Origin of the sequence: Crocosphaera chwakensis CCY0110, assembly GCF_000169335.1 — a bacterium.
Lineage (GTDB): Bacteria > Cyanobacteriota > Cyanobacteriia > Cyanobacteriales > Microcystaceae > Crocosphaera > Crocosphaera chwakensis.
The window spans coordinates 99,860-125,600 of the sequence record NZ_AAXW01000001.1; the positions used below are offsets into that span (position 1 = coordinate 99,860).

Below are 25,741 nucleotides of genomic sequence, written 5' to 3' on the forward strand. Positions count from 1 at the left end.
CAGCAAACCCTACTTAGTTGCTGTAATAAAGAATAAAACAAAAACAATATTTAAAATCTCTTCTTGATTCATCCTATCGGTTCTTATTGTTCACCCCATTGCATGAAGAAATGTTAAGTTAACTCCTTTATTATGTATAGTATCTTCACATTTTTGCAAGTTCTAGGAACCAGTCTCCATGATTAAATATATAATTGCTAGTGGTTTTTCTACTGCTATGTTGTTTAATTTAGCTTCTCCTGCATTATCTTCTGAAGATGTTGCGGTTAACCTTAATCTCGATTCTAATCGTAATTATTACACAACGACTAATAGTTTAGGTGCAACCAGTCTTGTTCAATTAGCCTATCAAGGATTTTTGAAAAATCAAGGTATTCCTAGTCACGGAGGACTTGTTCGTTCTGTTATGTCTGGAAAGGTTGACGCAGAAACCCTAGTAACTGCTGCTATTGCTGTAGGTAGAGTTTCCCCTGATACTTTGTATGATAAAGGTTATCTTGATTTAGTTGATCTCAGACTGCAAAGTTTCCGCAATTTTTAACAGAAAACTTTACCCATATAACAATTTAATACATTTCGAGATTAGTAGAATGAGGGATATGTCTCTCGTTCTATTATTTTTTATCCTAAACTGATGTGATTACTGACTCTTCATAAATATAATAACAAAAGAAACTTTCCTACACCCCATCGAAAATATACAATAGGTGTAGGGTGCATTAGGCTAACTATTATTTTTCAATGATAAACTAGGAATGATTACACAAATAGAAAAACGACATTATAGTATCGAAGAATATCTAGAACTAGAAAAACAAGCAGATATTCGTCACGAATTTATTAACGGGAATATTATAGCAATGGCAGGAGGAACAACCAACCATAATGAAATAGTTACTAATTTATGTTTATTATTAAAACCTATTTTACGTCAGCAAGGAGGACGAGTTTATACGGAAAACGTTCGTTTATGGATATCAGACTTTAATGTGTTTACCTATCCTGATGTTATGGTGATAGCATCTAACCCTATTTATTACACAGACAGTCAGACAACTGTTACTAACCCAGTCGTTATTTTTGAAGTATTATCCGAGTCTACTAGAGATTATGACCAAGGCCGAAAATTTGGCTTTTATCGGTCTATTAATAATTTACAAGAATATATCTTAGTTGACCCTGAAACTGTTTCTATCATGATTTATCGTCGGGGAAAAAGTAAACAATGGTCTTTGTATATTTTAAATGAGAAAACAGATAATTTAACTCTTAATTCTCTAAACTTGGAACTATCTTTAAACAGCATTTATGAAGGGGTTATTTAGAAAACTGATGACTGATGACTAACTCTTCATGAATAAATTAACCAAGGAAACTTACCCACACCCCACTGAAAATATAAAATAGTTGCTATTATAAAAAACAAAACAAAACCTATCATACAAATATAATCCGTTTGAGATAAAATTGATTCATGTAAATAGGTTCTTTTGGAACTACCCGAAAATGCTTTTGATTGTAAGACAACTTCTAATTTTTGAGATTTGGCCATCGCGTTTAAAATTAAGGGAACAGCAATGGTTGCATAAACACTGACTTTCTTAAAAATACTCATTTTTTCTAACGCTAAACCCCGTAATCTTTGCGCTTCTAAAATGCCTTGTATTTCTTCTAATAATAGGGGAAAAAATCGTAAAGTTGATGAGAAAATAAACACAACTTTATAAGGAATATTCGCTTTCACCATCCCGACAACCATATCATTAATATCTGTAGTAAAAATTCCCAACGGAATAATTAACACCATTGTTAATGTCTTAAAAACAATGTTTAATCCGTAGACAATTCCTTCCTGGTTCATGGTTAAACCTCCTATCCAAAACCAATTTTCAGGAACGGAAAAAATAGGGGTTAATGTTTCTGTATTTAGTAATGTTTGCACCTGAGAAACGTTAAAAAATCCCATAACAATAACAATTAAAATGTAAAAAGGAATCATTACCTTAAAAACAGTGCTTAAATATTCTAATTTTACCCCTGCAAAAACACAAGAAATACCAACAAATAAGGTTAATATTCCACCAGTAACTGGACTTTCCCAGACAAAAGCAATAACAGTAATTACTGCCATCATTAACAATTTTGTACGAAAATCTAAACGAGTAAAAATAGAATTTTTATCAACTGTTTCAAACTTCATCATGATAGAAACACTCCGCTAGTTCATTAGGGGTTAATAAAGGATAGTTTTCATTCGTTAATTGACTTAACTTTTGGGATAATAAAACCGCTTGAGGAGGGGTTAAATAAGTGGATTCTAATAAGTCAGTTTTATGGTAAGCTTCTCTGATAGGTGCATCTAATAATACTGTACCTTTTCCCATGATAATAACTCGTTCTGTGTAGTCTGGCATTAAATATAAATGATGGGTAATTACAATGATAGTTTTACCCATTTGATGTAGTTGACGACTGACATCTAAAATAGCACGAGATCCTTTATAATCTTGTCCTGTAGTCGGTTCATCGAAGATAATAATATCAGGTTCCATTGCTAAAATAGCAGCAATAATTATTCTAGCGCGATCCCCTTTCGGTAAGGATAAAGGATGATCTTTCTTATATTCTAATAACCCCATTTCTTCTAGACTTTGGGTGACTCTTTTTTCTATTTTTTCTTTCTCATATCCCACATTATTCAAAGCAAAAGCAACCTCTTCTGCTACTGTCATACTAAAAATTTGATTATCAGGGTTTTGTGCCACATAACCGATAGATTTGGCTAAGTCACTAACTGTTAAAATTTTAGTATTTTTTTCTCTTATTCTAACGCTTCCTTGAGTGGGTTGTAGTAAGTTCAAAAAATGTTTAACTAAGGTACTTTTTCCTGCGCCATTTTGACCAATAATTAAACAATATTCTCCCTCATGAATATTTAAAGATATGCCATGTAACGCTTTAGTTCCATTTTCATAAATATGGGTTAAATTTTCTGTTGATAATACAGAGGTTTGATCTTCTTGATAAGAAATAGTTTTCAATTCAAATTTAGGAGAAATATTTGCTATATTTTGTAATTGTTTCAACCCCTTCATTCCTTCTTCTAAGGTAACAGGTATATTAGGAATATTTAACCCTCTTTGTTTAATCTCATAAAATGTTTTTGCCACTTGAGGAGGACGAAGATTATGACGTTCTAATAAATCAATTTCTGAGTAAATTTCATGGGGTTTTCCTGTGGCGATAACTTCCCCTTCAGAGAGTACAATTAAGCGATCGCTAAACTCGGCCATTTCTTCTGCTGCATGGGATACCATCACAATTGTTACCCCTAATTCTTCATTTAATTCTTTCACCGTTGAAAATACTTCCATTGTCCCAATAGGATCAAGTTGGGAAGTGGGTTCATCTAATATTAATAAACGGGGTTGTAAAGCTAAAGCAGCAGCGATCGCTAACCGTTGTTTTTGTCCTCCTGACAATTCTTGAGGATGTTTATTTTCCGTTCCTTCTAATCTTACTGCTTCTAAAACACGAGGAATACGATCTATAATTTCATCTCGATCAACACATAAATTTTCTAAAGCAAAAGCGATCTCATTTTCTACTGAAGTTGAAATTAATTGTGTTTCTGGATCTTCAAAAACAGCCCCAACATAACCAGCTAAATGACTAACTGGATGCTTTAAAGTATCCAAACCAGCAATAGTAACATAACCAAAAAAACGACCTCCATAAAACTGCGGTACAATACCATTCAACGTTAAACAAAGTGTTGTTTTTCCTGCACCCGTTGCTCCAATAATTCCTAAAAATTCTCCTTCATAAATCTCTAAAGAAATATTCTTTAAAATAGGTTGTTTTGAATTCGGATAAAAATAAGAAACTTTATCTAAAGCAGCAATAATATCCATGATTTTTGTAGTTATTAGTGTTCAGTTATCAGTCATCAATCATCAGCTTTCAGCAAAACAAAAAGACTTTATTTTCAACCAGAAACTTTTGCCTTTTGCCTTTTGCCTTGTTTAATAAATAGCTGCTTCAGGTTTCATAATACCAATTGCCCGAAGTCCAGAAATAACCCGAACTCCAATAAATGCGCCTACTAAAGAACGAACTAAATTTTCTAATGGCATAATCGGAATTAAAAAAATCCAAATTTCTTCAGGCCAGTTAAACATGGCGTAAGTAATAACAATTTGAGCAATATGATACACCCCTGCAACTGTCCAACTACCAAAAAATAAACCCAACCAAACTAACCGTAAATTGTCACTATTAATCCATCTTGCAAACAAAATTCGAGTGGGTAAAATAAACAATAATAACCCAGACCAATCAATAAAAGAGCCTTTAATAATTACCGAAAGAGAAACCCCATTATTCATGGCACGGGAGATGTAAAGAAAATAGGCAATAACAAAGAAAATAGTCATGCCAAACCACCAATATTTTCGTTTTTTACCAATCACCATACAACCAGCAGCAAAACTGGCTACCATCGCCCCAAAAATAGACACCGGTGGAATACCTGCGGTATGAGGGGCTAAAAACACCCCCATCAGGGTTCCGATGCCACTAGCTAATGCACCCCCCACAGGTCCTAAAATCCAGCCGAGAAGGGGGAAAATACCTTGGCTGAGGGGAAAAATACCACCCGATCCAATGGTAATAGAAAAAGGGATAAACGCCAGCACTGTCACCACCGCAGACATGACTACAATATAATCTAAAGGAGTTCCATCAATAGAAGCACTTCCTAAAGACTTAATCTCTCTTTGTTCACCAGAAGGTTCAATCATCATAATTGATTCATAAAAGTTTAGCTTATCGAAAATTTTGCTTTAACATCTTCCCTTTTTAGAAAGATTTTCTTTAGTCACCACCACCGCAACCACCACCGCAGCCACCGCCACAACCACCGCCACCACAACCACTGCTACAACTACTATCACTACTGTAATTAGAATTTGAAAAAAGGACAAAGATAAATATGAAGAACGAAATGATTAGTATTACTACGAAAAAGAGTATAAATTCTGCTGCTAAAGGCTGAGAAACTTGTCGTTTTGGAGGAGGTAAATCAAGAATATCATGGGAAAAAACACCTTGAATTGCAATTTCTTGACCTGGTAGAATTTCATTAAGACTAACAAACTCTATGGTATGAGTATCAATTTTTTTCTTATCAGTAGATTGTCCTAAACTTTTAAAATCAACAATTTTATCCTCTAATTCAGGGGGTAATTTTACAGTGATTTTAGCATTTAAAATAGGTGATCTTCTTATGGGAAAGATAGCTTTCCAGTAGAGTTCATCTTTATCTAATTGTAGTTGGCGATGTAATCCTCCTAATACTTCATAGCGAATGGTAAATATATGAGATTCAGGAGCATTTAAAAGATGACTCCATCTAATATTAAAACTCCGATTTTCAATGTTTGTCTTGCTGTTTAATAATTGTCCATTTTCCGTAACAGAAACATCTCTAATATCATCTAGTTTCTCTAGAAGAATAAATCGAGAACGCTGATTAGAAACAGGTTTATTAAAAGTATACTTTTGAACTTCTTCTACTATCATGCTTCCATCAGCCTTGGCATCAATATTGACATTGACAAAATCCCAATAATAGTTATATTCAGATAAAGGTAGCGGTAGAGCTAGGGCTGAATTTTTATCAGTCAATCTTCCTGAGTTTAAATAGGTTGCCTCAATGGGCATAATATTCAGTCCTAAAAAGAACCAAATAAGAATAGTAACTAAAATTAATTTAACTAATTTTTTAGAGAAAAAACTGACTAAGTTTTTATGATTATTTTGTTGAGAGTTTTCTCCGGGTACTGTCCAAATATCCCTAGGTGGAGTTTCTTCAAAAAAAGTTTGATAGCTCTTCAAGGTTTGCTCGTATAAACCCTTAAATTTAGTTTCTTCTGCTAACCCTCCACTACTGGGTTCATGATGTAAGGACATTTGCAAAATATTAGGACAAAATTCTTCCCAATAGGAACGAGTATAAGTAAGGTGTAAATGCCAAACTTTATCCACTTGATTTGATGGGGAAACAATATGGCCAGCAACAACAGCAAGAAAGGTAAACTTTTTATATTCTTCAATCACACGCTCAGTATAAGATGATGACCATTGATTTTCCTTAGCTAACCGCTTACTAAAGGATAAAGGTTCATCGTTTTGATCCAAAGAAAAACCTTGTATTCGTTGATAAAGTTGACTGTTTTCAGGAGACATAGATATCTTTATCCTCAAACTTAGCTCTATCTATTTATTTTACCCATTATTTCTTATTACCTTAAAACCCCTGCTCGACAATCTTTTAACCACAGTTTAATCCCTTGACCGATCGCTCCATTCCTAGCATCTTGAGGTGGTATAGGAAGATCCCCTTGTTCTAAATCAGCCAATCGAGAAAATAATAAAACCAGTCGCCAACCTTCAGAGGTTTGTGTTAAAAATAACCAATAATAATTTTGTAAAAGAATCGCTTCTGTTGGGGTATATTGTCGTTCTAACGTAGTAAAAAATACCTGTTGGGTTTCATCAGGTAACTCAGGTTCATATTGTAAGTCACTCAAAGGTAACGGTTCAAATTCTGGGTTTCCTGCTATCAAAATGTAGTTATATATCTCAACACTGCGATCGCCAATTCTAGACCGTTGTGCCACTCGGTTGCTGTAACCGGGTAAATCTTTTAACATTCGAGTCATTAAGGTTTCGATATCCGACGGGCAAGTAGCCTCCTGTTTCGGTAAAGCTTGTGTTTCTGAGGCAACAGGCAACAGGCAACAGCCAATAGTTAACACCCTCAGAACCATTATCAGTCCAATATTGAGTAATTTTGTGGTTCTAACTTCTGAGTTCATCAATGATACGATTCCAGGCCATAACAGGATCATCTGCCATTGTAATGGGTCGACCAATGACTAAATAATCAGCACCTGCATTTAAAGCTTGTTTCGGGGTCATCACTCGTCTTTGATCTCCTGTTTGCGCCCAACTGGGACGAACCCCAGGACACACTAAGACAAAATCTTTGCCACACACTTGTCTGAGTTGGGCAACTTCGTGGGGGGAACACACCGCCCCGTTAATCCCTGAATCTTTGGCTAATAAAGCCATTTGTAAGGCGTATTCAGGCAATTCTAGGGGGATTTTTAGATCAAATGCCAGATCCCTTGAATTGAGGCTAGTGAGAAGGGTTATGGCTAATAATTGGGGAGATGAGGGGCTTTTTGCAATGGCTTGGGTGGCTGCTTTGAGTGCAGTTTTTCCAGCCGTGGCATGAAGGGTCATTAAATCGATTCCATACTCACAGGCACTGCCACAAGCTCCTGCGACGGTGTTGGGGATATCATGGAATTTTAGGTCAAGAAAAATCTTTTTTTGTCGCTTTTTAAGTTCTTTAAGGATGAGGGGGCCTGTAGCCACAAATAATTGTAATCCGACTTTCCAAAACGTCACATCCGGCAACTGATCGAGTAAAGCGATCGCTGTTTCTTCTGTGGGAACGTCTAAGGGAACAATGATTTTATCGGCAACAGACATAGATAATTAATAATGATTAAAAAAGAGAGGCGTTTGCTGATTAGTCTAACAAAGACCGATAAGATAACGCCTCTCTAAAAAAATGGGTAATTACGGAAAATTACGCTTCTTTATTAAAGAATCCTTGTACTTGTCTAATAGCAGCAGCAGCAATATTAAAACCTGCCCAACTGGCTGCAATGATAATCGGTCCTAACACTACTAAAACACGCCAATCCATTGTTTTTTCCTCTGTTACTTGTTATGGGACTTTAATGAAAAATTTATGTTTCTATTTATAGCTTATCAGGGTTCATTTGTGAATCCCAAATCTGTTCCTTTATCGGCATGAACTAAAGCGAGTTGTTGATAACGCTTGGCGTGTTCGATCATTTTTTCCCCTTCTTTTTCCGATAAATCTCGAACCCGTCGGGCTGGAACCCCTACCACCAGCGATCGCGGTGGTACATCCTTATTAACAATGGCACCTGCACCGATTAAACTGCCTGTTCCCACTCGAATACCATTCAAAATAACCGCCCCGATGCCAATGAGACAAGCTTTTTCAATATAAGCCCCATGAATAACAGCCCGGTGACCAATGGTAACGTATTCTTCTAAACAGGTAATTTCTCCTGGATCACCGTGTAAGATGGCTCCATCTTGAATATTACTGTAAGCTCCGATTTTAATTTTTTCTACATCACCTCGTACCACAGCCGAATACCAAACGCTTGCCCCCTGAGCAATTTCGACATCACCCACAATCACAGCATTGGGAGCGATAAAGGCAGCTTGAGAGAGATCAGGAGGTGGCCAATAAGAAGGAAGGGAAAATAAGCGGTCTGGCATAAATCTAAGCTAAATCTAAAATCTCGCGGTAGAATCGAGGCGACCAGGATTTAGTCGATATAATAGCTACTAGCAACGGGTCTAAGGATATCCTCAGCATCACTTAAGAATTGATTTACTTTTTTGCTGCTGAGAAACGCCGGTCTATCCTGCTGCTCAAAACACACACTTATTGTTGCACAGGTATTTTAGACCACCCAGTGCAGTTATAAACAACTAAAAACAGATGACTCTAAGTTTACAATACCCTATTTACGGGCCAGAAATCCAATGTCCTCATTGTCGTCAGGTCATTCCTGCATTAACCTTGACGGATACTTATCTATGTCCTCGTCATGGTGCGTTTGAAGCGAACCCCCATAATAATGAGTTAGTTCATTTACAGTCAGGTAGACACTGGAGACGGTGGGAAGGAGAATGGTATCGACAACATACCCATCCTGACGGCATTCGTTTTGAAATTCACGAAGCCCTAGACCGATTGTATACCCAAGGATATCGCGCAACTAAGGTCATTATCGCCAATCGTTATAAAGATTTGGTCAGTACCTATTTAGAGCGGAACACCTCTTGGCGAGGAAACTCTAAGTCGGTGCCTCGTTTGTATGGTTTACCCGTGGAATTTAGCCCCGATATTCCCAAAGAAGATCATTGGGATGTTATTAATTTCGACTTAGAAAAAGAGCCAGGGGTTCCCAAACGTTATCCTTATTTTCGGTTATTTGAATAATCATGCACCATGCTTCCATTCGCACGGCTAATATTCATCAAGCGATCGCTTTTTATGAACTGTTAGGGTTTACAGTCAAAGAACGATTTACCACGGGTTACACCCTCGCCTGTTGGATGGAAGGGTTAGGGGGCAGAATTGAACTGATTCAAATTCCTGAACCCAAACCAGCCCCCGATGCTTTTGGGGATGAGCATTATGTGGGGTATTATCATTTATCTTTTGATTTAAGCGATCGCATCTCGGATCTGACGACTTGGTTAACGGCATTACAAATTCAGTTAACTGAGCTTTCTCAACAAGATCCGACTCAATTTTGTCCCCTAACTATTTTACTTGAACCTGAACAACAAATGATCGGCGATACAGTCTATGAAGTGGCTTTTATTGCCGATCGCGATGGTTTACCTTTAGAATTTATTCGGGTGATGAAATAAATATCAGTTATCAGTGAATATTTAACTTGAATTGGATCCAGTAACTTATGATATCAGAGTTTAATTTTTTCCATCATTGGTATCCCCTTATTCCTATAGAAGATATTGACTCTAATTCTCCTACCCCTGTTACCTTATTAGGGTTAAGATTAGTTATTTGGAAACCAAGATCCTCGACTTATTATCAAGTTTTTTTGGATCAATGTCCTCATCGCTTAGCCCCTTTAAGTGAGGGAAGAATTGATGAAAATAGTGATAATTTAATGTGTAGTTATCATGGTTGGGAATTTGATCAAAATGGTATTTGTACAAGTATTCCTCAAACAGAAAATACCAAGATTCTAACTAAAAACAAACAACAGTTTGCTTGTGTTTCTTTTCCCTCTCGTCAAATTAATGGTTTATTGTGGGTTTGGCCTGATAAAAATAGTCAAGACTTAGCTAATAAAACACCTCTTCCTTTATCCCCTCAAATTGATGCCGATAAGGGGTTTATTTGGTCTTCTTATGTACGAGATATGGCGTATGATTGGCAAACCTTAGTGGAAAATGTAGCCGATCCTAGTCATGTTCCCTATGCTCATCATGGAGTACAAGGAAACCGAAACAATGGGCAACCGATCCCGATTGAAATTGTTAAATCTACCCCTAATGTAATTGAAGCAAAAATAGAGCGAGCATTGAACTCAACGATTACCTTTGAACCCCCTTGTCGCTTGGAATATGCTATTAAAATCGGTGATAGTAATAAACAAGTGGGATTAGTGGTTTATTGTGTTCCAGTTGCTCCTGGAAAATCAAGGCTTGTTGGCCAATTTCCCCGTAATTTTGCTAAAAGTTTAATGAAAATAATTCCCCGTTGGTGGGAACATTTAACCACCCGACATTTAGTTTTAGAAGGGGACATGATTTTATTACAACAACAAGAATATTATCTACAAGAAAAACAAGAGACCCAAAGCTGGAAAACTGCTTATCAATTACCCACAGAAGCGGATCGTTTAGTGATTGAATTTCGCCGATGGTTTGATACTTATTGTCAGGGAAAGTTACCTTGGGAACAAGTGGGAATTAACGATACACACTTAACCATTAATGATAATCGCCATGAAGTATTAGATCGTTATCATCAACATACTCAACATTGTTCAAGTTGTCGTAACGCTTTAAATAATGTAAAAAAATTACAATTTATTTTGCTGATTTTAGCTATTTTTTCTCTTATAGGATGTTCAATCATGCCCGATGAATTTAGACAACAATGGGGATTGCTTTTAGGGGGATTTATTGTGATTGAATTGGGGATTTATAGCTGGTTAAAATGGTGGTTAGAACCTCGCTTTTATTTTGTTGATTATATCCACGCAGATAAAAAATAATCTAAAAATTCTTATTCATATAAGGTGGGCATTGCCCACCTTACCAGTTAAACTTATTTAGAAAGAAATCGCTTAGCTAAAGATAAAGCATCAGCAACATCGACATCTTGATCACCATCGGTATCAAGAAAACTCTGAAGAACTGAGTTATTGCGCTGGCCAGGAGCTTTAGCGTTGTTAGCTCCTGCTTGTAATAATTGTAAGACAATAGGAATAAGAGTAGGTAGCATTGATTCGATTACCTCTCGATTAAGTCCCGTGGAAGTAGCTGCTTCTTGTGCCATTTGTTCTTTTTTTTGGGGTGTCATAACAGCGTTAACGGCCTCAGTATCTGGGGAAGTTCCGCTATACTTTTCGATGACGGCTTCTGTCTCTTCAATACCTTGGTTTTGCCGTTTTTCTTTTAAAGCAGACCGCACGTATTTACCCACAATAGAGGTGATTACTTGGCCTTTTTGAGTATCGACCCCTCCAACTTGAGACAACTGTTCTACCATATTAATAATTTGTGATAGTTGGCTCGAACTTGCCTGTTTGCTCGGCTCATTGATGGCATTAAGAACTTGCTCAAATAAACTCATATTTTTTCCTTATCAACCCTTATAAACTATATTAAAAGCAATTAGGACAGGACAAAATCCACATTATCCGCTCCTTGAGTTTCTCCTTTACCGGATTCTAATTTTTGTCCATTAACTTCTACAGCAAAAGGCGTATCTGAAAGTTGCAAATTGTAGTCAGTTTTTGAGGTAGTGTAACCGACACTAGCAATCATATCTCTTCCTTCATCAGTGTATTCAAACACTAACATTTGATTTTTGTTTTGCTTATTATCCCTTGCCCAAATCACCATATAACTTTTCCCTTTATATTCAAAAACTTTTGGGGAACGGTTAGGTACATAGCGATTAGCCTCAAAACTTTTATCTAGAAAGTCTTGGACTGATTCAGGTTTGACTACAGCATAAGCGACTTCTTCTTCGGGAGCAGAAATTTCTTGATCTCCTTGAGATTCGTCAACCACCTCTTCTTGATCTCGGTTACGAAGATAATCCACGGCCGCTTTTGTGCCAATAGCTCCTAATGCAGTTAAACCGGCACCAGCTAATACTTTATGAATGTTTTTCATCTGAATCTCCAAATCCTTCGGTTATAGTTTCGATTTTATCCCTCTTTGGTACAGGGAAATAGACAAGCTTCAATATTTTAAAATCGATTCGGTGTTCATTTCCTCTACCCATGAGTAGGTTTAAGAGCAGCAATTGTTACAGTTCTTTACCAATTTAGGTAACAACGTAGAACTGAGTGATACCATTCCCTAAAACACCTTTTTTTTGAGGGAAATAAAAACATCATGGCAGAAGAGCTTAAAGGAAAGCCACCCAAATTCGGTGGCAGCACCGGCGGTTTACTCTCGAAAGCAGAACGGGAAGAAAAATACGCCATCACCTGGACCAGCAAAACAGAGCAAGTCTTTGAAATGCCTACAGGTGGGGCTGCCATTATGAATGCAGGAGAAAATCTCCTCTATTTATCTCGTAAAGAGCAATGTCTGGCTCTGGGAACCCAGTTACGGACAAAGTTCAAGCCTAAAATTCAAGACTACAAAATCTATCGCATCTATCCCAGTGGTGAAATTCAATATCTTCACCCTGCAGATGGTGTGTTCCCCGAAAAAGTAAACGAAGGCCGGGGTTACTATGGTAAAAAAGACAGAAAAATTGGGGATAACCCCGAACCTGTTACCCTGAAATTCTCCGGTAATACTCCCTACGAGGTTTAATCGTTAAAGGGTCGGGTGTTAGGGCAAAGAAAGGCATTTTATTCAACCCTTATTCTCACTCCCTACGCCCAAAACAAGCTAATAGTGGCCAGAGATCAATTACTCTACATCAATGACTCAATTATCGGTACAATAATCTGGTAATCATTGATGATTCTGATGATTGGTAACTGGCCACGGCTTATTTGTATCTAAGTATATGATGTTTCCTGACTTTGAGCAGTTTTCTGCATTAGCACAAAAAGGTAACTTTATTCCCGTTTATCAAGAATGGGTAGCGGATCTTGAAACCCCTGTTTCTTCTTGGTACAAAGTGTGTGGCGATCGCCCCTATAGTTTCTTATTGGAATCCGTAGAAGGTGGGGAAAATCTAGGCCGTTACAGCTTTTTAGGCTGTGATCCGATGTGGATTTTATCTGCTAGGGGAAACATTACCACCCAAACCTATCGGGATGGTAGCGTAAAAACTTTTGAAGGCAACCCGTTTGATATTTTGACCGACTGTTTAGCCTCTATTAAACCTGTCACTTTACCTCAACTGCCTTCAGGGATTGGGGGTTTATTTGGGTTTTGGGGTTATGAATTAATTAACTGGATCGAGCCAAGAGTACCCATTTATCCCATTACTGACGATGATCTGCCGGACGGGGTTTGGATGCAAGTGGATCATCTGATTATTTTTGATCAGGTGAAACGGAAAATCTGGGCGATCGCCTATGCTGATCTACGGGATGAAACCATTAGTCTAGAACAAGCTTACCAACAAGCTTGCGATCGTGTGACGAAATTGGTTTTAAAGCTACAATTACCCTTACCCATCCAAGGTAAAACCCTAGAACTAAAGACGAACTCAGAAGAAACGCAACCGTTAAAGTACACCAGCAACACAGAACGTACTCAGTTCTGTGAAAACGTGCGTCAGGCAAAAGAATACATCCGTGCAGGGGATATTTTTCAAGTGGTGCTTTCCCAACGCTTACAAGCCCATTATGAAGATGATCCGTTTAATCTCTATCGCTCTCTACGGTTGATCAATCCTTCCCCTTACATGGCCTATTATAATTTCGGGGATTGGCAGATTATTGGATCGAGTCCTGAAGTCATGGTTAAAGCCGAAAGAACGGAAGATGAGTCTTTAACCGCTACGTTACGACCCATTGCTGGAACCAGAAAACGGGGTAAAACGCCAACCGAAGATCAAGCTTTAGCCGAAGATTTATTACAAGACCCCAAGGAGATCGCAGAACACGTGATGTTAGTGGACTTGGGACGCAACGATCTGGGCCGGGCCTGTTGTGAAGGCAGTGTCACCGTTAACGAGTTAATGGTCATCGAGCGTTATTCCCATGTAATGCACATTGTTAGTAATGTTATTGGCAAATTAGCAGACCATAAAACCCCTTGGGACTTATTTAAAGCCTGTTTTCCCGCCGGAACCGTTAGCGGTGCGCCAAAAATTCGCGCTATGGAAATTATTAATGAATTAGAACCTGAACGCAGAGGCCCCTATTCAGGAGTGTATGGATATTATGACTTTGAAGGCCAATTAAATACAGCGATCGCTATCCGCACCATGGTGGTGCGTCCTTTGGGGAGTGGTCAACATCTTGTCTGTGTCCAAGCAGGAGCCGGTTTAGTAGCAGACTCTGACCCAGAAACGGAATATGAGGAAACGATGAATAAAGCTAAAGGGTTATTAGAGGCAATTCGTTGTTTAAGTTAAAATAGAGTAATAATCAGCCGGTCTAGGGGTTATAGCTAAAAATGTTAACCGCAGAAAATGTCTACCAAACGACTTGTTATCAGCGTCAAGGAAATGAATTGGTTAACGCTCAAAGTTGCACTGTTACTTTAGAATATGAACACCCCGAAAATGGACTAGACTGGGAAATTATGACCCTCAGTGGAGAAGTATATCATTACCGCAATTTAGGAGTAGGGATTGAACTGTGGAGTCATCTAACTCAACAATGGACTCCTGTAAATTTAACAGACTGGTTCCCTGAGAAAGAAGGTATTCTCTGTTGGGATAATTTTTGTGCAGACTGGCGAGAGATTCCCTTAGATTAGCAAGAGAGCAGGGAGCAAAGAGAAAAATTATGAATCAAGATTATCAACAAGGCAATCTGGTTGAATTAGATATTATCGATCTGAGTCATAGTGGTGACGGGGTTGGTAAGTTAGAGGGAAAAGCGGTTTTTGTTGCTGATACGGTTACCGGCGATCGCATTTTAGCTCGTTTAACCCACGTAAAAAAACAATACGCCTATGGGAAATTACAAGAAATTATCTCACCGTCTACTCATCGTATTCGACCGAATTGCATCGTAGCCGATAAATGTGGGGGTTGTCAGTGGCAACATATTTCCCCTGACTATCAACTCACAGCCAAAGAAAACCAAGTCATTCAAGCTTTAAAACGGCTCGGTGGTTTCGAGAATCCCCCAGTTTTGCCTATTTTATCCTCCCCAGAAATTTTGGGGTATCGCAATAAAGCCACTTATCCCCTGAGACGTTCAACCACAGGGACTGTACAAGCTGGCTATTATCAACGGAATACTCACCAACTCATTAATCTTAATCAATGTCCCATTCAAGATGCTCGTCTTAATCCGATTTTGGCCGAGGTTAAACAAGATATACAAGCACAGGGTTGGAGTATTTACAATGAAACAACCGGGACAGGTAAACTGAGACATTTAGGGTTACGTATTGGCAGAAGAACAGGAGAAATATTATTAACCCTTGTTAGTACGAGTAAAAATCTCACTAATTTTCAACAGCAAGCTGAAACCTGGCTACAACGCTATCCTAATTTAGTGGGAGTGTCTATTAACTATAATCCCCATGAAGGTAACAAGATTTTTGGCGAAGAAACTTTTAATTATGTGGGTCGTCCTTACCTACTAGAAATCTTTGGTGAACTCAACTTTCAATTAAGTTCTGATACCTTCTTTCAAGTTAACACTGACGGAGCAGAACTACTCTTGAAGGTGCTGTTAGAAAAATTGTCTTTGACAGGGGAAGAAAACTTAATTGATGCTTATTGTGGTGTGGGGACTTTTACCTTACCTTTAGCCCAACAAGTCACTCAAGCTATCGGTATTGAAAGTAATAAAAAGGCCGTCGAACAAGCAATAAATAATTCAAAAATTAATGGCGTTAATAATGTGCAATTTTATCAAGGAACCGTTGAAACCATGTTACCATTCCTTGATTTTTCTCCTGACATTGTTGTTCTTGATCCTCCCCGTAAAGGCTGCGATCGCAGGGTTATAGATACCTTAAAAGAAATGGGTTCTCCTGTCATAATTTATATTAGTTGTCAGCCTTCGACTTTAGCTCGTGACTTACAAAAGTTATGTCAACAAGACCTTTATACATTACAGTGGATACAACCCATTGATTTCTTTCCACAAACTGCTCACATCGAATCAATGGCTTTGATTAGACATAATGTTGGCTAATATGCTATAATAAGGTTAGTTATTAGACTAATCATGTTAATTATTTGTTTTAGAAATTTTCACTTAACCAATTCTCTTAATCTAAAAATTACATTTCCTTAAGCCATGTTATAGCTAAAACTAAGTGTTTTAATTCCATCATTCTGTCGTCTAAATATCTAGACAACAGTTCTCTAAAACCAAAACCATAGAATATCTGTAAAAAAATTCAACTTAGAGGTGACAGCACGTGCTTGCTATTTCCCTACCGCCAACCAAGCGATATGGTTGTACAATGAGCTTCACATCAACGCTCTATTTATGTCCTGTTCTTGACTTATTATTAGCTAAGATTCCTGATGATTTACAGCCAGAAATCAGACTAGGACTACAAGAAGCCTTGGTCAATGCGGCCAAACATGGCAATAAACTCGACCCTACCAAGTCTATTGTTGTTCAATTTTCCGTTACACCAGAAGGTTATTCTTGGGTCATATCAGACCAAGGAAAAGGTTTTTCCTCTTATCATAGTTGTCCAGACCATTCTTTAGAAGCATTACCCCCCGACGAATCAGAAAACGGCAGGGGGTTTTGTTTGCTACACGAAATTTTTGATCAAGTTCATTGGAATCAGCAAAAAACAGAGTTGAGATTATGTAAGCAAGTGAAAAAAGGGAAAAGACAGCTATTATCAATTAATAATTAATAAACAATTATTGATTATTTAACTGGGTTCAATTTTAGCTAATGACCCAGTTTTTTTATCCCAATTATTGAAATCGAGTGAGGTGGATACGATAGCGTTGTTTTTTAGTAATACCTACTTCTCCGACTTCTAAGCGTCCTTTTCCTCTTACTGCAATCAAATCTCCTGATTCTATATTATGACTCGCTTGGGTAATTTCCTTCCAATTAACCCGTACATCCCCTTTATTAATAGCATCAACCATCTTACTGCGAGACATCCCAAACCCTGCAGAGGCGATCGCATCTAAACGCATGGATGCTTCTACGGTAGTCATCTCTTTAGTTTTGGGGGGTCGTATTTTTAACTCACTCAGTTCAATGCTTTGCGTTTTAACAGGAACTGATCGGACTTGGGTTAAGCTTGTTTCTAGGAATTCCACCAATTCAGGAACGATGATCACCTGACCACCTCTTTCTCCCAAAACGATAATATCCCCTATTTTGTCCCGTACAATACCTGTGGCTAAAATTGCCCCTAGAAAGTCTCGATGACTGGCAGGATCAAAAAGGAAGTTTCCTGCAATATCCAAGGCTGCTAGGGGAATTTGCGACTGTTCTAAGGGGATTTCGGGACGGGTTATCCCAATTCTTCGCCTTTCTGCTTGAGGATACCCTCCCCATACCATTATTTCTACTTCCGTTAACTGACTAAACGCATTTTCGACTTCTGCAACAACAGGAGGGGAGAAAAAGTCACTCACGACTACCTCCCAGGTTTTGATCGCCATCTCTGCTTGATCAATAATTCGGGTCATTTCTTCACGATTTTCGATCCCTTTCAGGAGTGTTTCTCTAGGTAGCATAAGGGTTTAGTAACGATTAATTAGTTTATCTTTGACTAAAAAAGCAGTAATTTCTAATAATTTCAGATTCATAGTAATAGAAGAGATTTCTTGCTGACGTAACCCTGTAAAGTCATTATTAAATAGTTTGCCATTTCGATTGTATTTAATTTTAAAGATTGATGAATATCTTGCATTTTGCTAGGATTTAAAGCAAATATAACCAACCTAATATGATTAGTTCTTCCTGGAGTCTCAGGATATAAATAACTATGATTCAGCAATTTCTGACGATTCTTAGCTAAAAAATTTTGTAAGGTGGTTGTTCCTGTTTTTTCCGTTCCTGTATTCCTATATGAAGAAATGCTTTCATCTATTTTTTATGAGCGAGCGAAAAATGGTTAAAATATCACCCATCAGAATCTGTGTAACCTTGAAGATTTTCGGGGTTTAAGGGACGAAGTATGGATGTTGCTTTATTTTTCAGGCTAGTCGCTCCTTGTACAATAACAATATATTTTCCTGCGTTGAGACGATTTCGATAGGGTAACGCATCCCCACTACCTACAGATAGACCGACACCTCCACCCACAAAAAAGCTACCCATCCCTCCGGCAATGGCACCAGCAACCCCTCCTAAGATATGATTCCAGGGTTCTCCTGCCCAGTTGAAACTATTGACCCCAGTGATTAAATCAAAGGTATAACCAGCAACGAAGCCAAAGGGAACAAGCCATATAGCCATGAGCATAGCACGTCTTTTAGCCTGTTGTGCTGGGTCAATTAAGCCAAATTCATCAGCACTTTTGTACCCTTTGCCTAATATACTCATTTGACTGGTGGGGATACCTCCTTTTTCTAGGGCGGTATAAGCTTCTTCTGCTTTAATGCGATCGCTAACAACAGCTATCAGATAATCCATAGAAAGAGTTTAAATACTTATCTAATCTAGTTTAAAATCTTTTTGCTTTATTGACCACCAACCAGCAGAAAATTGAGTCGCTCACTTTCCCTGTTATGTCCGTTACGACTTTATTATGAACTTAGCACGATAGCCAGATATTAAGATAACATAAATTAGTTTTCGACAGGGATAAGAATGATTATGATCAAAGAAATTAGAATCGTCAATCTATGGTTAGTTTCTTAGGTTGAAAATTATATCTTAATGAATTCATCTATGACATTTTTGATCGGTGCTTTAATTATTTTTATTGTTTGCCCTTTATTAGGGGGTCTTCCTTTAATTAATTGGTTAACTTATGCTATCAAGGGAAAGAAATTATCTCAATTAGGAACCGGTAATGTCTCGGTTTCTGCTGCTTTTTATCACGGGGGAACTTTGGTTGGTGTTTTGGCTGTTTTGTCAGAAGCAGGAAAAGGCATTATTGTTGTTTTACTAGCTCGTTATTTTTTCCCATTTGAACCTTTTTGGGAATTGATGGCCTTAATAGCACTTATTATAGGAAGATATTGGAGGGGAAAAGGAGCAGGAACGACCAATTTATTTTGGGGAATGATGGTTCATGACTGGGCTGCAACTTTTTTAACTGCGTTAATTGGTTTGAGTAGTTTTACTATTTTTCGAGATAGAGTAACTGGACGTTTAGTGGCTTTATTATTATTAGCATTTATTTTAACAGTTAGACATTCTCATGATTTAGGTTATATTGTCTTAGCCTGGAGTTTATCAGGATTAATGGCTTGGATTTTTTCTAAAATTCCTGATGATTTGTCTTTACCAGAAACTGGTATAAAATCTTCTTCTAAAAATATGTTTACTTTTTTTCGAGGCGAAAAATCTATTTTGTCTTTAAACGATAAATTAGAGTCTAATAAAGTCGGTTCAAAAGCTGCCAATTTAGCTTATTTAAGAAGTTTAGGGTATGGGGTTCCTAATGGTTGGATTTTACTGCCAGGGGATGATTCACAAATCCTATTAGATTATATTGATCCCAGTATAGAAAATCCTTTTGCTGTTCGTTCTTCTGCCATGGGAGAAGACACGGAAACCGCTTCAGCAGCTGGACAATATTTAACTATTTTAAATGTCACTAACAAAGGAGAATTACAAAGGGCAATTTTAGATTGTCTTACTGCTTATAATCATCCTCATGCTGTTAAATACCGTCGGGATAAAGGACAATCTGATGAAGGGATTGCTTTATTAATTCAAAAGCAAATTAAAGGAACTTTTTCAGGTGTTGCTTTTAGTCGAGATCCCGTTAATCCTTTGAATAATTGTGTTATAGTTGAAGCCTTACCAGGAGGAGCAAATCAAATTGTTTCAGGTAAAATAACTCCTGAACAATATAAGGTGGAAGTTTACAATGAACTAGAAAATGATGTTATTAACATTAAAAATACTGAACAAATAAAATCGAGAAATGTTCCTAATTTTATTATAGAAAAGGTTGCTATTTTAGCCAGAGATATTGAAACTTTATATCATGGAGTTCCTCAAGATATCGAGTGGACTTATGACGGGGAAACTTTATGGATATTACAAACAAGAAGTATTACTAATTTACAACCTATTTGGACAAGAAAAATTGCATCAGAAGTAATTCCAGGGGTTATACATCCGTTAACCTGGTCAATTAATAAACCTTTAACTTGTGGCGTATGGGGTGATATTTTTACCCTGGTTTTAAAAGACAGAGCAACAGATTTAGACTTTAGTCAAACTGCTACCCTACACTATCAACAAGCTTATTTTAATGCTACTTTATTAGGTCAAATTTTTCGACGAATGGGACTGCCTCCAGAAAGTTTAGAATTTCTGACTAGAGGGACGAAAATGACTAAACCGTCTATCAGTTCAACTATCAGTAATTTACCAGGTTTATTCCGTTTATTAAAAAGGGAATGGACGCTAAAAAAGGACTTTTGGGAAGATTATCAACAACAATTTAAACCTCAATTGGAAAAATTACAGCATCAAGACATTAATCAATTATCCCCTCAAGAATTACTACAGAATATCGATAAAATATTATCTTTATTAAAACCTGCAACTTATTATAGTATTCTAGCCCCTTTAAGTTTAGCATTAAGACAGACAATATTGAAGGTATCACCAGAAAAACTAAATAATAGTGTAACACCAGAAATCGCTGCTTTACAATCCTTAGAAAATTTAGCAAATGAAATTAATTTATTGACTAATGAAGAGAATATAGATAATAGAGAAGATTTGTTTTCAATCTTAGAAAAAAGCCAAAAAGGAAAAAATTTAATTCAAGAATTTTATCAAATTATAGAAGATTATGGTTATTTAAGTGATGTAGCTACTGATATTTCTATTCCTTGTTGGCGAGATAATCCTAATATCGTTAAAATCTTATTGACTCAATTAACTAAAAATTCTGGTCAGCGTAATAATATTTCTAGAAAAAATAATAGTAATTGGAGAATTAAACAAGTACAGAAAAGATTAAATTTAAAAGGAAAAGTAACCGAGATTTATTCTCAATTGTTAGCTCAGTTACGGTGGCACTTTTTAGCATTGAGTCATTATCTAATTGAAACCCAAGTTATTCAAGAATATCACGATATTTTTGAATTAACCTATGCTGAAATTTTAGATATAATCCAAGACGAAAATAAAAATAATTATACAGAATTAAACAAGAAAATTAGTAAAAGAAAAGAGCAATTTAATATCCATCAAAACTTAAAAAGGATTCCTTATATTGTTTATGGTAATATTACACCAATACCAGACAATAAAACCAAGTTATCATCAAATTCTTCTAGAAAATTTCAAGGAATAGGCGCAAGTTTTGGACAAGCAGAAGGATATATTAAAATTTGCCGTAACTTTCAACAAATAGAAGAAATAAAAGCTAATACAATTTTAGTCATTCCCTATGCGGACTCAGGATGGAGTCCCTTACTTGCTAATGCAGATGGTATCATAGCAGAAGTAGGGGGAGCCTTATCTCATGGGGCAATTATTGCCCGTGAATATGGAATTCCTGCTGTAATGAATATTGACCATGCAACTGAAATTTTTAGAGAAGGTCAAAAAGTAAAAATAGACGGACAACAAGGTATTATTGAACTATTAGAAGATTAATTTGAACAATTATGGTTAAAATATTCAAAAAAACAATAAACTTTAAAGAATTATTTAAAAAATCAAACCAATTTGACTGGATAGTTTTCAGTTGTATTTTATCTCTAACCATAGGAATAGTCGCCTTGTTAATTATAGGGGATCAAGTTCCTTTTAAAGTTAGACACTTTAGTTGGGAAGGCAAAAAAGTAGGAGTAAAAGATAAAACATTTACGTTGAGTTTTAATCGTTCCGTTGATACTAATAGTGTAGAAAAAAATTTAATGATTGAACCTCCCCTTCCTGGTAAGATAGCTTGGCAAGGAAGAAAGTTGATTTATACCTTAAATGATCCACCTATTTATGGAACCAATTATCAAATAAAATTAGACAATCTTCAACCTAGTTACAAAGAAGAAGATATTCAACCTTTTGTCAGTTTATTTAGTACCCGTGACCGAGTTTTTGCCTATATTGGTATTGAAGGAGAGGAAAAAGGACGCTTAATTTTATATAATATTACCGACCTGAATAAACCGCAAAAAACCATTCTAACTCCTGGAGATTTAGTGGTTACTAACTTTCAGATTTATCCAGATAGTGAAAAAATCATTTTTAGCGCGTTTGAACCTAATATTCGTGGTCAAGGATTAGCGAAACAAGAACTTTATACTGTTACCACAGGATTTAATGTTGATCCATCAAAAACCCCCTCTCAACGTGCAGGAAAACTAAAACGAATTCTAGACGCTAATGAATATCAAAATATTAGTTTTGATCTCTCAAGAAATGGAGAAGTTATTATCGTCGAACGAGTTAGTCATAGAAATAGTGATGATAGTAGTTTGTGGATTATTACTAAAGATAATCAACCCATATCTTTAGGTATTCCTGGATCTGAATTTGTAATTTCTCCCGACGGAAAACGCTTAGCCGTTGCTCAACAAGGGGGAATTCGTATGGTTCCCCTGGGATCTAATGGGGGAACGTCTCGCATTTTTCAAAATTATCAAAAACCCCTTGGTTTTTCTGAAAGTGGTGAAAAACTTTTGCTTATTAAAGATAATATTGATTCTACCCGTTCTTTAGTTGTGATTAATCAAGATGGGAAAAATCAAGAACTATTTCGTACCCCTTATCCCATTTTAGATTGTAAATTTGAACCAAGGGATCAAAAAGATATATATTGTTTGAAAACAGATGTCATTCAAGGAGAAAATGGACAGTATCGAGAAGAACCATTTTTATCGGTGATGAATCTAGAAAAAGAAACAGATTTACCTTTATTAGCTTTACCGAACTATCGAGATGTGGCTTTGAGTATGTCTCCTGATGGAGTTGCTTTATTGTTTGATCAAGTGGTCACTACAGTCCCTCAGTCTCCTTCAGATTTATTGACAACTGAACAGGAGGCGATCGCAGATGGACAGGTTTGGTTACTTCCTTTACCCGACTTAAAAGAAGCAAACAAGTCTGTCAATATTAAACCGCAAGAACTCATTTTTGGCTTTAAACCTCAATGGTTGCCTTAATAACTATCTCTACTATGAGTTAAAATTGAATATAGATATAAGCAACAAGCATCAAGAGGGTTAACATGAGTCAACTAATTGCTGTCATTGTCTTAGGAATTTATCTACTAGGAATCTGGAAATTTGTTTCAGGATATAATCGGACTAATTTCAATCGTCAGTTACCGACAAAATTGATGTTAGCCTTACTCTGGCCGGTATTGTTAACAGTTAATACATCTTATCGTCAAAACTTTACTAAAGCGTTAAAAGGAAGAAGATAGTAACCATCAAATGAAAAAGACGGGTAAACTGTGGGTCATTGGAGGAACGGGGGACAGTGTTGATGCTGTTAAACATATTGTTAAGCATTCTTTTCCTTGTATTGTCACTGTAACAACTCCAACTGCTTCTGATCTTTACCCAACTCTTTCAAATCTTAGCATTCAGATTGGTAAATTAGATAAGAAAGAAATTCAACAATTATGTACTCAAGAAACTGTTAAAGGAATTATTGATGCGTCCCATCCTTTCGCAATTAATATTTCTCAACAAGTGATAGAATTTGCTCAAACTGAGAATATACCTTATTTACGTTATGAAAGACCTAGTTTAAAGATAAATTCTCAAGCTATTTACTTAGATAGTTTTGAACACTTACTTGAAGGTAATTATTTAGAAAATAAGCGAGTTTTATTAACGGTTGGCTGTCAAGCTTTATCTAGGTTTAAATCATGCCATGAAAAGTTAGTTTTATATGCTCGTATTTTACCTAAATTAGAGTCTCTCAAGATGGCTTTAAATGCAGGATTCTCAGAAAGTAAAATAATTGCTTTACGGCCTCCTATTACACTAGAGTTAGAACGGTCATTATGGCAACAATGGCAAATTGATTTAGTGGTAACCAAAGCATCAGGAAAACAAGGAGGAGAAGATATTAAACTAACAGTGGCTAAGGAGTTGGGTATTCCTCTAATTGTTATTAAACGACCTTTAATACAGTATCCAAAACAAACCGAGCAAATGTCTGATATTATTGAATTTTGTTATCAATGTTTTCAAGGAGTCAATCATGTCTGATCCTATTACCCCTGCTATTAGCGATCGCATTTGTAAACATATGAATGAAGATCATAGTAATGCTATTGTTTTATACGCCAAAGTTTTTGGAAATTTATCAGAAACCGAAACGGCTAAAATGGAATCAATTGATCCTGAAGGAATGAATTTATTAGCAACTATTAAAGGCGAAACGGTTCCCCTTCGTGTTAAATTTGATCACGTTTTAAAAGACTCAGAAGATGCTCATCATACGTTAATTGATATGGTAAAACAAGCTAGAACTTCTCACAGCTAAGTAGTTATTAGTTAAATTTATTAGTTACTTTTCATTGTTAAATACTTCTCGATTTTTTGAGGACGATGATTTTTATCAATGGTGATCACTAAATCAATGAGGTGAGGATCTTTAGCTAAAGGGGTTATAAATAATTGAGGATGTAAAGCTTTCCAAAAATAGTCAACAAACTTGTCTACTTCTTGCTCATTCATTCCCGTTTTTCCTGATGCTCTCATTTTTGCTTCTGCTTGTTTCCGCCATTGTTTACTAAAATGATAATCTTGAGGATAGAGAATAATCAAGCGATCTAGTTTTTCCCATAAGGGTAAATAAGCTTTTAATTGTTCATTAATATCTTTAGCAAATTGCTTATCTTCTTCTGTTTTAATGGGTAAAGGTGCATCATTGAAGTGAGTTTTATCAATAGGACGAACCCCTAAAAACCAACCTTCAAATAAAACAATATCAGGGTGAGCCATGGTTTCTGGTTCTATTCTATCACCCTGACCATTCCATAAAGATTTATCAAAACGAGGAATTAAAATCGAGTCAGAATTATTGGGATTTTTTAGTTGATTTAAAACATTAATAGCTAACTCTACATCATGAGTTCCTGGGGGACCTCGCCAAATAAAACGAGGATCAATTTTTTTTAGTTTTTGACGTTCATGGTAGGTTTTATAGAAGTCATCAATAGAAATAGTAATCGTTTGATAGTCTAATTGTTTTAAAATTAAACAGAGAATATGTGATAGGGTGGTTTTTCCTGTTCCTTGTCCCCCTAAAATTCCTTGAATTAAGGTTGATTTTTGTTTATTTTTTTCTTCGCTTAATTCAATCGCTAATGGTAGCCAAAGTTTCCATAAAAATGATAGTATATCAAAAGAATCGAAGCCTAGTTTTTGACAGTATTGGTTAACTAAACTATAAGTTTTTTCCCATAAATTAAGACGATGTTTGATTTTTTCGATGCTATTTTCTGGGGTTAGATTAAAAATATTACAGAAATAGTTATTTTGCAAGTCCTCCTGTAATAAACTTTCTATTTCAGTAGAAGATAAAGACAAACCTTGGTTAAATTTTTCTAATAAGTAGATAGATTGCATCGGTTTTAAGCAAAAATAATTATTAAT

Annotated in this window: 28 protein-coding genes; 15 read left to right on the forward strand and 13 right to left on the reverse strand. The window is 36.4% G+C overall.

What is annotated here, in order from left to right:
- Positions 1-178: 178 nt before the first annotated feature.
- Complete coding sequence (locus CY0110_RS00500) at positions 179-541, forward strand: hypothetical protein (RefSeq protein WP_008272558.1); 363 nt, start codon at positions 179-181, stop codon at positions 539-541.
- A 214-nt stretch (positions 542-755) separates the two neighbouring features.
- Positions 756-1,325 carry a Uma2 family endonuclease gene (locus CY0110_RS00505; RefSeq protein ID WP_008272559.1) on the forward strand — a complete coding sequence of 190 codons (570 nt, stop codon included), beginning with the start codon at positions 756-758 and terminating at the stop codon, positions 1,323-1,325.
- Between the two features lie 26 nt (positions 1,326-1,351).
- On the opposite strand, the gene CY0110_RS00510 is transcribed toward CY0110_RS00505, so the two are convergent.
- The 8 genes from CY0110_RS00510 to CY0110_RS00550 all read right to left on the reverse strand — a co-directional run bounded on the left by CY0110_RS00510 (position 1,352) and on the right by CY0110_RS00550 (position 8,394).
- A complete protein-coding gene (locus CY0110_RS00510) occupies positions 1,352-2,203 on the reverse strand; it encodes an energy-coupling factor transporter transmembrane component T family protein (protein ID WP_008272560.1) in 852 nt (283 codons plus the stop codon).
- Positions 2,190-3,914: an ABC transporter ATP-binding protein gene (locus CY0110_RS00515; RefSeq protein WP_008272561.1), complete on the reverse strand. Its 1,725-nt coding sequence runs from the start codon at positions 3,912-3,914 to the stop codon at positions 2,190-2,192. The genes CY0110_RS00510 and CY0110_RS00515 overlap by 14 nt, the downstream gene beginning before the upstream one ends.
- Before the next feature lie 111 nt (positions 3,915-4,025).
- Positions 4,026-4,805 carry a hypothetical protein gene (locus CY0110_RS00520; protein WP_008272563.1) on the reverse strand — a complete coding sequence of 260 codons (780 nt, stop codon included), beginning with the start codon at positions 4,803-4,805 and terminating at the stop codon, positions 4,026-4,028.
- A 70-nt stretch (positions 4,806-4,875) separates the two neighbouring features.
- Positions 4,876-6,249, reverse strand: coding sequence for a DUF2207 domain-containing protein (locus tag CY0110_RS00525; protein WP_008272564.1), 1,374 nt, complete (start codon positions 6,247-6,249; stop codon positions 4,876-4,878).
- A 56-nt stretch (positions 6,250-6,305) separates the two neighbouring features.
- Positions 6,306-6,881 carry a hypothetical protein gene (locus CY0110_RS00535; RefSeq protein WP_008272565.1) on the reverse strand — a complete coding sequence of 192 codons (576 nt, stop codon included), beginning with the start codon at positions 6,879-6,881 and terminating at the stop codon, positions 6,306-6,308.
- Positions 6,865-7,563 (reverse strand): orotidine-5'-phosphate decarboxylase, encoded by a 699-nt coding sequence (gene pyrF / locus CY0110_RS00540; protein WP_008272566.1) that lies wholly within the window; start codon positions 7,561-7,563, stop codon positions 6,865-6,867. Before pyrF ends, CY0110_RS00535 begins: the two co-directional genes overlap by 17 nt.
- A gap of 100 nt (positions 7,564-7,663) precedes the next feature.
- Positions 7,664-7,783, reverse strand: a complete 120-nt coding sequence (locus CY0110_RS00545) for a photosystem II protein Y (RefSeq protein WP_008272567.1) — start codon at positions 7,781-7,783, stop codon at positions 7,664-7,666.
- A 65-nt stretch (positions 7,784-7,848) separates the two neighbouring features.
- Positions 7,849-8,394, reverse strand: coding sequence for a gamma carbonic anhydrase family protein (locus CY0110_RS00550; protein WP_008272568.1), 546 nt, complete (start codon positions 8,392-8,394; stop codon positions 7,849-7,851).
- Between the two features lie 226 nt (positions 8,395-8,620).
- On the opposite strand from CY0110_RS00550, the gene CY0110_RS00555 reads away from it, so the two are divergent.
- Genes CY0110_RS00555 through CY0110_RS00565 form a run of 3 tightly spaced genes read left to right on the forward strand, consistent with a single transcriptional unit; the run spans position 8,621 to position 10,940 of the window.
- The gene (locus CY0110_RS00555; RefSeq protein ID WP_008272569.1) at positions 8,621-9,124 is read left to right on the forward strand and encodes a TIGR02652 family protein; all 504 of its coding nucleotides are present in this window, start codon (positions 8,621-8,623) and stop codon (positions 9,122-9,124) included.
- 2 nt (positions 9,125-9,126) lie between these two features.
- Complete coding sequence (locus tag CY0110_RS00560) at positions 9,127-9,561, forward strand: VOC family protein (RefSeq protein WP_008272570.1); 435 nt, start codon at positions 9,127-9,129, stop codon at positions 9,559-9,561.
- 47 nt (positions 9,562-9,608) lie between these two features.
- Positions 9,609-10,940: an aromatic ring-hydroxylating dioxygenase subunit alpha gene (locus CY0110_RS00565; protein ID WP_008272571.1), complete on the forward strand. Its 1,332-nt coding sequence runs from the start codon at positions 9,609-9,611 to the stop codon at positions 10,938-10,940.
- 53 nt (positions 10,941-10,993) lie between these two features.
- Here CY0110_RS00565 and CY0110_RS00570 read toward each other — a convergent pair whose 3' ends face one another.
- A complete protein-coding gene (locus CY0110_RS00570) occupies positions 10,994-11,521 on the reverse strand; it encodes a hypothetical protein (RefSeq protein WP_008272572.1) in 528 nt (175 codons plus the stop codon).
- Positions 11,522-11,562: 41 nt separating this feature from the next.
- Positions 11,563-12,069, reverse strand: coding sequence for a hypothetical protein (locus CY0110_RS00575; RefSeq protein ID WP_008272573.1), 507 nt, complete (start codon positions 12,067-12,069; stop codon positions 11,563-11,565).
- Between the two features lie 225 nt (positions 12,070-12,294).
- Between CY0110_RS00575 and psaD the strand changes: the two genes are divergently transcribed.
- The 5 genes from psaD to CY0110_RS00600 all read left to right on the forward strand — a co-directional run bounded on the left by psaD (position 12,295) and on the right by CY0110_RS00600 (position 16,875).
- Positions 12,295-12,723, forward strand: coding sequence for a photosystem I reaction center subunit II PsaD (gene psaD, locus CY0110_RS00580; protein WP_008272575.1), 429 nt, complete (start codon positions 12,295-12,297; stop codon positions 12,721-12,723).
- A 199-nt stretch (positions 12,724-12,922) separates the two neighbouring features.
- The gene (gene trpE / locus CY0110_RS00585) at positions 12,923-14,446 is read left to right on the forward strand and encodes an anthranilate synthase component I (protein ID WP_008272576.1); all 1,524 of its coding nucleotides are present in this window, start codon (positions 12,923-12,925) and stop codon (positions 14,444-14,446) included.
- A gap of 41 nt (positions 14,447-14,487) precedes the next feature.
- Entirely contained in the window at positions 14,488-14,793 is a 306-nt protein-coding gene (locus CY0110_RS00590; protein WP_008272577.1) for a hypothetical protein, read from the forward strand.
- Between the two features lie 29 nt (positions 14,794-14,822).
- Positions 14,823-16,190: a 23S rRNA (uracil(1939)-C(5))-methyltransferase RlmD gene (rlmD, locus tag CY0110_RS00595; RefSeq protein ID WP_008272578.1), complete on the forward strand. Its 1,368-nt coding sequence runs from the start codon at positions 14,823-14,825 to the stop codon at positions 16,188-16,190.
- A 274-nt stretch (positions 16,191-16,464) separates the two neighbouring features.
- Positions 16,465-16,875, forward strand: coding sequence for an ATP-binding protein (locus CY0110_RS00600; protein WP_008272579.1), 411 nt, complete (start codon positions 16,465-16,467; stop codon positions 16,873-16,875).
- A 64-nt stretch (positions 16,876-16,939) separates the two neighbouring features.
- Here CY0110_RS00600 and CY0110_RS00605 read toward each other — a convergent pair whose 3' ends face one another.
- On the reverse strand, positions 16,940-17,719 hold the full coding sequence (locus tag CY0110_RS00605; RefSeq protein ID WP_008272580.1) for a photosystem II S4 domain protein: 780 nt from the start codon (positions 17,717-17,719) through the stop codon (positions 16,940-16,942).
- A gap of 388 nt (positions 17,720-18,107) precedes the next feature.
- Positions 18,108-18,620 (reverse strand): hypothetical protein, encoded by a 513-nt coding sequence (locus CY0110_RS00610; RefSeq protein ID WP_008272581.1) that lies wholly within the window; start codon positions 18,618-18,620, stop codon positions 18,108-18,110.
- Between the two features lie 258 nt (positions 18,621-18,878).
- On the opposite strand from CY0110_RS00610, the gene CY0110_RS00615 reads away from it, so the two are divergent.
- The 5 genes from CY0110_RS00615 (at position 18,879) to CY0110_RS00635 (ending at position 24,626) form a co-directional block, all read left to right on the forward strand.
- On the forward strand, positions 18,879-21,779 hold the full coding sequence (locus CY0110_RS00615; protein WP_008272582.1) for a glycerol-3-phosphate acyltransferase: 2,901 nt from the start codon (positions 18,879-18,881) through the stop codon (positions 21,777-21,779).
- 11 nt (positions 21,780-21,790) lie between these two features.
- The gene (locus CY0110_RS00620) at positions 21,791-23,290 is read left to right on the forward strand and encodes an Ig-like domain-containing protein (RefSeq protein ID WP_008272583.1); all 1,500 of its coding nucleotides are present in this window, start codon (positions 21,791-21,793) and stop codon (positions 23,288-23,290) included.
- Between the two features lie 65 nt (positions 23,291-23,355).
- A complete protein-coding gene (locus CY0110_RS00625; RefSeq protein ID WP_008272584.1) occupies positions 23,356-23,553 on the forward strand; it encodes a hypothetical protein in 198 nt (65 codons plus the stop codon).
- A 10-nt stretch (positions 23,554-23,563) separates the two neighbouring features.
- A complete protein-coding gene (locus CY0110_RS00630) occupies positions 23,564-24,349 on the forward strand; it encodes a cobalt-precorrin-6A reductase (protein ID WP_008272585.1) in 786 nt (261 codons plus the stop codon).
- Positions 24,342-24,626, forward strand: a complete 285-nt coding sequence (locus CY0110_RS00635) for a DUF2470 domain-containing protein (RefSeq protein WP_008272586.1) — start codon at positions 24,342-24,344, stop codon at positions 24,624-24,626. The genes CY0110_RS00630 and CY0110_RS00635 overlap by 8 nt, the downstream gene beginning before the upstream one ends.
- Before the next feature lie 20 nt (positions 24,627-24,646).
- Here CY0110_RS00635 and CY0110_RS00640 read toward each other — a convergent pair whose 3' ends face one another.
- Positions 24,647-25,714, reverse strand: coding sequence for a hypothetical protein (locus CY0110_RS00640; protein WP_008272587.1), 1,068 nt, complete (start codon positions 25,712-25,714; stop codon positions 24,647-24,649).
- Between the last annotated feature and the right edge of the window lie 27 nt (positions 25,715-25,741).

Bases quoted from the DNA above. Each gene is read 5' to 3' on its own strand.
- rlmD (WP_008272578.1), top strand. From the start codon at position 14,823: ATGAATCAAGATTATCAACAAGGCAATCTGGTTGAATTAGATATTATC.
- CY0110_RS00625 (WP_008272584.1), top strand. From the start codon at position 23,356: ATGAGTCAACTAATTGCTGTCATTGTCTTAGGAATTTATCTACTAGGA.
- CY0110_RS00620 (WP_008272583.1), top strand. From the start codon at position 21,791: ATGGTTAAAATATTCAAAAAAACAATAAACTTTAAAGAATTATTTAAA.
- CY0110_RS00545 (WP_008272567.1), bottom strand. From the start codon at position 7,783: ATGGATTGGCGTGTTTTAGTAGTGTTAGGACCGATTATCATTGCAGCC.
- CY0110_RS00510 (WP_008272560.1), bottom strand. From the start codon at position 2,203: ATGATGAAGTTTGAAACAGTTGATAAAAATTCTATTTTTACTCGTTTA.
- CY0110_RS00605 (WP_008272580.1), bottom strand. From the start codon at position 17,719: ATGCTACCTAGAGAAACACTCCTGAAAGGGATCGAAAATCGTGAAGAA.
- CY0110_RS00575 (WP_008272573.1), bottom strand. From the start codon at position 12,069: ATGAAAAACATTCATAAAGTATTAGCTGGTGCCGGTTTAACTGCATTA.
- CY0110_RS00635 (WP_008272586.1), top strand. From the start codon at position 24,342: ATGTCTGATCCTATTACCCCTGCTATTAGCGATCGCATTTGTAAACAT.
- CY0110_RS00615 (WP_008272582.1), top strand. From the start codon at position 18,879: ATGACATTTTTGATCGGTGCTTTAATTATTTTTATTGTTTGCCCTTTA.
- psaD (WP_008272575.1), top strand. From the start codon at position 12,295: ATGGCAGAAGAGCTTAAAGGAAAGCCACCCAAATTCGGTGGCAGCACC.
- CY0110_RS00515 (WP_008272561.1), bottom strand. From the start codon at position 3,914: ATGGATATTATTGCTGCTTTAGATAAAGTTTCTTATTTTTATCCGAAT.
- CY0110_RS00500 (WP_008272558.1), top strand. From the start codon at position 179: ATGATTAAATATATAATTGCTAGTGGTTTTTCTACTGCTATGTTGTTT.
- CY0110_RS00630 (WP_008272585.1), top strand. From the start codon at position 23,564: ATGAAAAAGACGGGTAAACTGTGGGTCATTGGAGGAACGGGGGACAGT.
- CY0110_RS00565 (WP_008272571.1), top strand. From the start codon at position 9,609: ATGATATCAGAGTTTAATTTTTTCCATCATTGGTATCCCCTTATTCCT.
- CY0110_RS00520 (WP_008272563.1), bottom strand. From the start codon at position 4,805: ATGATGATTGAACCTTCTGGTGAACAAAGAGAGATTAAGTCTTTAGGA.
- CY0110_RS00525 (WP_008272564.1), bottom strand. From the start codon at position 6,249: ATGTCTCCTGAAAACAGTCAACTTTATCAACGAATACAAGGTTTTTCT.
- CY0110_RS00550 (WP_008272568.1), bottom strand. From the start codon at position 8,394: ATGCCAGACCGCTTATTTTCCCTTCCTTCTTATTGGCCACCTCCTGAT.
- trpE (WP_008272576.1), top strand. From the start codon at position 12,923: ATGATGTTTCCTGACTTTGAGCAGTTTTCTGCATTAGCACAAAAAGGT.
- CY0110_RS00570 (WP_008272572.1), bottom strand. From the start codon at position 11,521: ATGAGTTTATTTGAGCAAGTTCTTAATGCCATCAATGAGCCGAGCAAA.
- CY0110_RS00555 (WP_008272569.1), top strand. From the start codon at position 8,621: ATGACTCTAAGTTTACAATACCCTATTTACGGGCCAGAAATCCAATGT.
- CY0110_RS00560 (WP_008272570.1), top strand. From the start codon at position 9,127: ATGCACCATGCTTCCATTCGCACGGCTAATATTCATCAAGCGATCGCT.
- pyrF (WP_008272566.1), bottom strand. From the start codon at position 7,563: ATGTCTGTTGCCGATAAAATCATTGTTCCCTTAGACGTTCCCACAGAA.
- CY0110_RS00535 (WP_008272565.1), bottom strand. From the start codon at position 6,881: ATGAACTCAGAAGTTAGAACCACAAAATTACTCAATATTGGACTGATA.
- CY0110_RS00600 (WP_008272579.1), top strand. From the start codon at position 16,465: ATGAGCTTCACATCAACGCTCTATTTATGTCCTGTTCTTGACTTATTA.
- CY0110_RS00590 (WP_008272577.1), top strand. From the start codon at position 14,488: ATGTTAACCGCAGAAAATGTCTACCAAACGACTTGTTATCAGCGTCAA.
- CY0110_RS00610 (WP_008272581.1), bottom strand. From the start codon at position 18,620: ATGGATTATCTGATAGCTGTTGTTAGCGATCGCATTAAAGCAGAAGAA.
- CY0110_RS00505 (WP_008272559.1), top strand. From the start codon at position 756: ATGATTACACAAATAGAAAAACGACATTATAGTATCGAAGAATATCTA.
- CY0110_RS00640 (WP_008272587.1), bottom strand. From the start codon at position 25,714: ATGCAATCTATCTACTTATTAGAAAAATTTAACCAAGGTTTGTCTTTA.